The organism is Peribacillus sp. P4_B1 (assembly GCF_056402395.1).
On record NZ_JBFUHM010000103.1, the window covers coordinates 1 to 6,328 of the forward strand.

Annotated in this window: 5 protein-coding genes and 2 pseudogenes; 3 read left to right on the forward strand and 4 right to left on the reverse strand. The window is 37.0% G+C overall.

What is annotated here, in order from left to right:
• Positions 1-950, reverse strand: a 950-nt coding sequence (locus tag AC1DVK_RS26175; protein WP_477627749.1) for a glycerate kinase, incomplete at its 3' end; no start/stop codon positions are given.
• 121 nt (positions 951-1,071) lie between these two features.
• Here AC1DVK_RS26175 and AC1DVK_RS26180 point away from each other — a divergent pair.
• Positions 1,072-1,222: pseudogene (locus AC1DVK_RS26180) on the forward strand (IS1595 family transposase); the annotation flags it as partial.
• 986 nt (positions 1,223-2,208) lie between these two features.
• Here AC1DVK_RS26180 and AC1DVK_RS26185 read toward each other — a convergent pair.
• Complete coding sequence (locus AC1DVK_RS26185; protein WP_477627750.1) at positions 2,209-2,802, reverse strand: branched-chain amino acid aminotransferase; 594 nt, start codon at positions 2,800-2,802, stop codon at positions 2,209-2,211.
• Between the two features lie 171 nt (positions 2,803-2,973).
• Here AC1DVK_RS26185 and AC1DVK_RS26190 point away from each other — a divergent pair, with 171 nt between their 5' ends.
• Entirely contained in the window at positions 2,974-4,092 is a 1,119-nt protein-coding gene (locus tag AC1DVK_RS26190; protein ID WP_410862174.1) for an NAD(P)/FAD-dependent oxidoreductase, read from the forward strand.
• A gap of 257 nt (positions 4,093-4,349) precedes the next feature.
• Here AC1DVK_RS26190 and AC1DVK_RS26195 read toward each other — a convergent pair whose 3' ends face one another.
• On the reverse strand, positions 4,350-5,093 hold the full coding sequence (locus tag AC1DVK_RS26195; RefSeq protein ID WP_477627751.1) for a hypothetical protein: 744 nt from the start codon (positions 5,091-5,093) through the stop codon (positions 4,350-4,352).
• 402 nt (positions 5,094-5,495) lie between these two features.
• The gene (locus AC1DVK_RS26200) at positions 5,496-5,618 is read right to left on the reverse strand and encodes a hypothetical protein (protein ID WP_477627752.1); all 123 of its coding nucleotides are present in this window, start codon (positions 5,616-5,618) and stop codon (positions 5,496-5,498) included.
• A gap of 305 nt (positions 5,619-5,923) precedes the next feature.
• Here AC1DVK_RS26200 and AC1DVK_RS26205 point away from each other — a divergent pair.
• A pseudogene (locus tag AC1DVK_RS26205) lies at positions 5,924-6,328 on the forward strand (hypothetical protein); the annotation flags it as partial.

Genomic DNA, 6,328 nt, shown 5'->3' on the forward strand with positions numbered 1-6,328 from the left:
ATATCATGCTTCTTCGCTTCTTGTGCAACTCCCATTGGTGTTTTACCTGAAGCTGTTTGGTAATCGATTTGGCCCTCACCGGTAAAGACACAATCAGCATCGTAAAGTTTTTCACCCAGTTTCGTATATTCCATAACAATATCGACGCCCCTTTTCGTTTCCGCATGGAAAAAGGCTTGAAATGCACTTCCAATTCCACCGGCAGCACCAGCACCAGCTTTATCATGCAAGTGAATGCCTGTCTTGATTTCCACCAAATCAGCCCATGTTGATAAAGCTTTATCAAGCATTTCAATCATGGCAGGGGTGGCCCCTTTTTGGGGTCCGAATACACTTGATGCCCCATCCGGTCCGACTAACGGATTTTGAACATCCGAAGCAATCAAAAACTCGGAATCTGCAATTCTTGGATCAAAAGCCTTCGTATTTATTTCAGATACACGCGATAATTCGGCACCCCCTAATCCCAAAGGACTCCCCTCATCATCAAACACCTTCATTCCCAAAGCCTGAAGCATTCCAACTCCGGCATCATTGGTAGCGCTTCCGCCAATCGCTAAAATGAACTTTCGACATCCATCATTCAATGCTTTTTGAATGAGCTCCCCTGTCCCGTATGTAGTTGTTATCAATGGGTTTAACTCATCTGGATCGATTAGACATAAACCGGATGCACTGGCCATTTCAATCACACATGTTTCCTGATCACCCAAAATTCCATATGCTGCCTGTACGTCTTCAAGTAAAGGCCCTTTAACGGTCACTTCAACTTTTCGCCCATTTGTAGCTGCCACAAGGCTATCCATCGTACCTTCACCGCCATCCGCTGCAGGAACCAGTTCAGTCTCGGCATCCGGCAGCGCCTTCCTGACCCCTCGCTCGATTGCTTCCGAAGCTTCTAATGCTGACAAACTCCCTTTATAGGAATCTGGTGCAATAACAATTTTCATGCTCAGGTCTCCTTTGAATTTTTTTTATATTAGGTTAATTATAATCTTCGAAAATATTTTAATCATCGTTCAATCTATACGAAAATTAGTATGACATATTTATATTTTTTTAGCTATTCTGCTAAAGGGCTGTTGGATAAATCGGTTCAATGGTGTGGCGACAAAATTCCTAGACCATTATTTGAGTTGGTTTCAATTCCATGATTGCATCAGGCATCGAAATGATATATGCGTCGGTAAGCAAAATGATTGTTGATAGCTGCCTGCTCTAAACAGAAGCAACCTATGACAAACTTAAATTACTACAATTCTCCAAATGGTTGATAGAGCAGGCTTATTGATACAACATTAATATTGGGGAGCTCAATATGAAAAAGATGATTTCGCTCGAATTCATCCAAAACTTTTATCTAGTGAAGGTCATAGGTATTGGCTACAAGCTGTTGGTAAAGAAATTACAGTTTAATTACTAGATGACAGCACTTCTCTGTAAGCAAAAGTGAATCATGCTTAAGATCAAATGGTGAAAACTCTGATTTTGGTTTGTTTGGTGAGGTAATTATTTTTAACTCTTCCTTGATAAGTTGCTCTATACTTTATGAATTCTCTGACTTACTTCGTCAATAAGCGACAACTAATAATTCTTCAATTATCTGTTTTCTCACCTTTTCGTCAGAATGTTCAGGCTTAAAGACAAGCTAAACATTTGGAAATTCAGCCTTGAACTCTTTATGAATTTGGTAGTAATCGATAGGTACACCGGCTCTCCTGTGCTCCTATTGTAAGTGTACCAGTTAGCTCTTCTTCTCCATTTGCCCCCATAATTGCTTTTTGACTTAGTCTGATCATCTTGTCAGCATATTGTTTAAACTGGTGACTGCCCATATTTCAGCAGTTTAACTGTATCTTTAATATTATTGGAATGGACTTTGAGGGATATATTATTCGAAAAGGAAACAAACATGAGGCCGTCCTTCGAGAAAAGAGGCTCTTTTCGCTGTTTCTCAAATTCATAATAAGTTGAGATTCTAACCGAAGCAAATGAACTCAAAACATAAATAGGCTGCGTTCCGCATCGAGTGCAGACCCTGTTTTTTCCACTGTGAAAAAAAGTGTTAAGTTATATCATTAGAATTAATTTGCTGAATTCTTAAAAGTTCACCTAAACTAAAGGGGCCTTAAACCATGTCTAGAGGTATGGAAATAAAGCTCTAAACTTAAAAAAACCGCCATCAAATTGATGGCGGTACCTCGTTTTTTACATATCTTCCTCGATCGTTTCAACAAGGATAAAAAGAAAATGATAGATTAAATTAAAAGTTTCTTCTAATGATAGGTCTTCTCGAAACCCATTTAAATTATCCAAGGCAAAATTCACATCCCATAGACCATCGCCCTGGTTAAACATCAAGCTGAATGATCCAATGCCTTCTTGAAGTTCCTTTGTTAAATACGTTTTTAAAGCTTCACCCATTTTTTTCTGGAATTTCAATCCGAACATCGCGTTATAAGTACCGAAAACATCATCCATTTCCAATGAAAGTGCCTCAACACCGATTAATCCGAACCATTTGGATTCAAAGTAAAGGAATTCTTCTTTATTATTTTTCAAATACTCGATCGATTGTGATAAAAATGCAGAGTTCTCTTCAGAAATCAATTCTTCACTCTCTTTATTACTGCGCTCGATATATGCATCTGTAAATCTGGATGTATTTTCTTTTTCCACTATAGTGATATCATCAGCGATTAATTTATGCTTTTCAACATAATCCCTTTCTTCTTTAAACAACTCAACTTTGTTTTCGATTATGGATTTTGATATGTATGATTCCATTTGTTTTTTTAACATGTTATGTCCTCCTAGTATCTTTTCAAGCTTTCGCAATTTCAATCATAGCATATTCACTGCAGATAAAATAACTTTGAGAATTAAATTACAATATCGGTAGTGGCAATCGTTTCGTGACTTCGATATAGTATTGGTAGGTGTTATACATACGAGAGAAATGGGATGTTAAATATGCAAAAAATCATTGTAGTTGGAGCGGGGATTTTAGGAGCTTCCACTGCCTATCAGCTGGCTAAAAATGGGGCTGAAGTGATCATTATCGACCGCCAAGATGAAGGACAGGCAACATCTGCAGCTGCAGGAATCGTATGCCCATGGATATCCCAAAGGCGTAATAAAGCTTGGTATCTCCTTGCTAAAAATGGAGCGGCTTTTTATCCCGGGTTAATTGAAGAACTTGAACGGGATGGGGAAACTGAGACTGGTTATGCCCAAGTTGGGGCCATAAGTTTACATACAGATAAAGAAAAACTGATTGCCATGAAGAACCGAGCAGCAAAACGGAAAGAAGATGCACCTGAGATCGGGACGATTACATTCCTTACTCCAGAGGAAACAAGTGCCTTATTCCCGCCACTTTCCAGTGAATATGCAGCAGTGCACGTGAGTGGTGCAGCTCGGGTCGATGGTCGTGCGCTACGTGATTCCTTATTGCGGGCATCACAAAAAAACGGTGCGAAACTAATGTACGGTGAGGCTATACTTAAATATAATGGTGCACAAGTGACAGGTGTAATGGTTGAAGATGAATTCATACCTGCTCATAAAACGATTGTTTGTGCTGGAGCATGGGCACCAGAATTACTGAAACCTTTGGGTGTGAATTTTCAAGTCAGCTTTCAAAAGGCCCAAATCATTCATCTGAAAATACCAAATGCAAATACGAATAACTGGCCTGTGGTCATGCCTCCAAGTGATCAATATCTTTTGGCTTTCGATAATAATAAAATCGTCGCTGGGGCGACTCATGAAAATACGGAAGTTTTCGATAACCGAATGACCGCAGGAGGATTGCAGGAAGTTTTCAATAAAGCATTAAATACCGCTCCCGGCTTGACAGACAGTACTTTTGTTGAAGCGAGGGTGGGCTTTCGTCCATTCACACCTGGATTCCTTCCGGTTATTGGTCCTTTGCCAGATTGGGAAGGAATAATCGTTGCCAATGGTCTTGGAGCATCTGGTTTAACAATGGGCCCCTATATTGGCTCCCAATTGGCAAACCTCGCACTTGACAGAAAAATGGATATCGATTTAGAAAATTATGATGTAAGAGGTGCGATTTTAATATAAATTTTATACCTACACTCAACTGACCCTGGAACTTGCCTAGGTCAGTTTTTTTTAAAACAGTTCCTTTCATTTGCAATAAACATCGTTGTTACAGTATGGTTTTTCTCTAAAGGAAATTGTTGAAGCCACAAATAACCATCATCACCAATACATACTGTAAAAGGTGGTAGTTACTTTAATTGTATTCAATACAGTTATATATCCATTGAACTTTTCTGTATCAAGATAGGAAAGAGTGCATTACCTTTTTATCTCATTTATTTCGAAAAATAATGATGTAACATTATTTGCATTTGCTCTTTATTTTCTGCAAATTGCTTATGTCGATGACCATTTCCTCCAGATGGATGAGGAAACCCTAGAAGTATGTTGTTTGAATCTAAATAATCTTGACCCGATAAATAGTTTAATACCTTGGAAACATTAACGCCTAAAGGAATAATGAGCGGGCGATCGATGGCACCTATTTCGGTAGCAAAGCCTTCCATTATATTTTTTTTAAGCAACTCGGTCTTTAATATGTCCGGAGTTGTTCCGTTGTAATTTTTCCCGTTATAAAAGACAGGATAGGTTAAAACAGAGGTGGTATGAACGATGTGACTAGCTTCTTTAAAAAGGTCCAGAGTGGACGATATGCCTAAGTATATGTGTAACCCAAGCTCATCTAACATTTGAATCAAATTTTTTCTCATCGATCCTTCAAAGCTGGAATTCTTTTTTACTTCGTGTAGGATCTCTTCATCGCTATGTATGTCCTCTAATTTAATTACGGTAGAATACGATTTTTTCATTTGATGTAAACCAGGAGTGATTCCGACAATTACCACTTTGGCCAGTTCATTTACATATTCGAAAGGTGCGTAATAAATTTCGAGTTTTTTCTTTTCATCTCTTTCAAGCAAAAATTGCTCGCTTTGTATCATTTCATCTGTATAGGCAGCAGGTAAAGCATTAATTAAGTCCTTAAAGTGCGTAAAATTAGAAAAATTAGCGATCCCCATAAACTATCTCCTTTTTTCATGAATTTTAATTCATATTATATCTCTCTTTGTTTAACTAACATACCTAACAACACACTTTAGCAGAGTATTTTTAAAAGCATATTTTTGATGATGTTCAATTATCGTTGTTTTCCTTTACGGATGATTTTTCTCAGATTCCATTTATAGGAAACTCTTTGAACTGACAAATGCTAAACGTTCCTCTACAACCTTAATAGTCGTTATGCACCCTGTTAAAAGGATAAGATATGTAAAGTAAAAGAAATAATTAAWAATAGAGCAATAGAGATGCCCGCTTTAATCCAAATTACTTTATTGCTTATTCCAGCTTTTTTTTCTAAGTAATTTATGTAACCGGTAGTAAATAAAAAACCAGTATAGGCAATGATATGTCCTTCAAAATCATCCATTACAACTTGATACTTCAAATACAACTTGATACTTCAAAGCACCTACACCGATTAGAACTATACCAATAGTTCCAAAAAACATATTTAAATACAAACGATTTCTTAATTTATCCATTTTTTCTCCCCATAAAAATAGTTTAAAAGTTCATTAATTTAACCACCTTCCAATCTTGAACTACCTTTCCTAAAAATTCAAGTAAAACCATTGTGAGTTTAATAATGTTAATAACAGCCACCGTAAAAGAATTTTACGATAAAAGAGCAACTTGCTATGGCGGAAGTCATTTTTCAGATTAGAATTGTTCAATAATTTTTGTTGCTTTTTAGGAGAACTATACCATCTGATAGCAATAATTGTAAAATTCTAGTGTGTGGGCTATCCTTAAATTATCTCAAGGCGCAAAATTAGAGGAGAAAAGTATGAGTTATCTTGGAAAGTACATGAAAATGCCGCCAACCTTTGAAATGCTCCAGAATTTAGAGGAGGTTATTGAAAAAGAAGGTTACTCATTAGGTGATTTAAGCCTTTGTTTACAAGTAGAATTCTCACATTATGAAATGACTCCCTACGATGTCATTCCGTTTGCAAATATTGGTTGTGACGGCATTCATTATGGCTTCCTAACCGATTTTGGAATGGTATCTGATTTGGAGAATGCGTTTATTGTATGTATCAGTCCAATGGATTTTGATGCACCTATAAAAATTGTAGCAAGGAATATAAGGGAGTTTGTTAGCTTAGTTTGTACGATGAAAGATGCCACTACAATTTCTAACATTAATTTAATTAAAGAAGAGGAACAGTATATTAGTTTGTTCAAAGAA

Bases quoted from the DNA above. Each gene is read 5' to 3' on its own strand.
- AC1DVK_RS26195 (WP_477627751.1), bottom strand. From the start codon at position 5,093: ATGGGGATCGCTAATTTTTCTAATTTTACGCACTTTAAGGACTTAATT.
- AC1DVK_RS26185 (WP_477627750.1), bottom strand. From the start codon at position 2,802: ATGTTAAAAAAACAAATGGAATCATACATATCAAAATCCATAATCGAA.
- AC1DVK_RS26200 (WP_477627752.1), bottom strand. From the start codon at position 5,618: ATGGATAAATTAAGAAATCGTTTGTATTTAAATATGTTTTTTGGAACT.
- AC1DVK_RS26190 (WP_410862174.1), top strand. From the start codon at position 2,974: ATGCAAAAAATCATTGTAGTTGGAGCGGGGATTTTAGGAGCTTCCACT.